The following is a 1,006-nucleotide window of genomic DNA, read 5'->3' on the forward strand; positions in this document are numbered from 1 at the left end:
CCCCTGCGCGGCGCGAGGCGTGGGTGCGTCCCAGGAGCCCAGCACTACGCGGGGTCCGCCTCTGGCCGGAACCCCAGCCCCTCCGTCACCTCTTCGTCCGTGAGCGTCCGGAAGGCCCCTTCCGCCACGTCCAGCACCACCTCACCCACCGCCTCGCGGTGCAGCGTGAGCACCGGGTGCCCCACCGCTTCGAGCATCCGCTTCACCTGGTGGTGGCGCCCCTCGGTGAGCGTGAGCACGACGACGTCCGGCTCCCGCAGCGCCGCCCCCGCGAGCCGCGTGGGCCCATCCTCCAGCGTAAGCCCCATCCGCAGCCGGCCCAGCGTCTCCTCCGTGGGCGCTCCCTCCACGCGCGCCACGTAGCGCTTGGGCAGGTGCGTCTCCGGCGCCGTCGCGTGCCGCACCAGCTGTTCGTCATTGCTGAAGAGCAGCAACCCCGTGGTGTCGCGGTCCAGCCGGCCCACGGCGTACCACTCGAAGCCCTGGAGCTCCGGCGGCAGCACCGCGCGCAGCCGCTCGAAGACGGTGCCCACGCCCTCCGGATCCGAGCCGTGCACCACCGGCCCCGCGGGCTTGTGGAACATCAGCGCCCACACCCGCGCCGTCAGCGCGTGCTCCACGCCGTCCACGCGCACGCGCGTCCGCGCTCCCACGGGCGCGAAGGGATCCTTCTCCACGCGGCCGTCCACCTCCACGCGGCCCTCGCCAATGGCCTGCTCCGCCTGGGCGCGCGGCAGGACGCCGGCCCGGCCCAGGGCTCGGGTCAGCCAGTCCGCCCGCGCGCCCTCGGGCACGCCGGGCCCCCGCCGCCTCGCGGCCTCCAACCATCGCGGTGTCCGTTGCTTGCGCGCCATGCACCCTCCTCGCGGTTCCTGCCCGCTGTATCAGATGCGTGACGCCAGCGGCTCCCAGGTCCTCCGGGCGCATGGGGACGAACAGCAGGGCTTCCAGGGTGCCGCCGCGCCGTTTGACTCCCCCGGGCCGGGAGGGGGCGGCGAGAGTGAGG

The 1,006-nt window shown here is 75.0% G+C and carries 1 protein-coding gene; it reads right to left on the reverse strand.

Going from position 1 to position 1,006, the window contains the following annotated elements; translation table 11 throughout:
- Window positions 1–44 precede the first annotated feature (44 nt).
- A complete protein-coding gene (locus tag D7V93_RS43435) occupies window positions 45–854 on the reverse strand; it encodes a pseudouridine synthase (protein WP_120648715.1) in 810 nt (269 codons plus the stop codon).
- Window positions 855–1,006 lie beyond the last annotated feature (152 nt).

The sequence above is a fragment of the Corallococcus llansteffanensis genome, from assembly GCF_003612055.1.
Classification (GTDB): Bacteria; Myxococcota; Myxococcia; order Myxococcales; family Myxococcaceae; genus Corallococcus; species Corallococcus llansteffanensis.

Coding starts and splice junctions, on each gene's coding strand:
- D7V93_RS43435 (WP_120648715.1), bottom strand. CDS start 854: ATGGCGCGCAAGCAACGGACACCGCGATGGTTGGAGGCCGCGAGGCGG.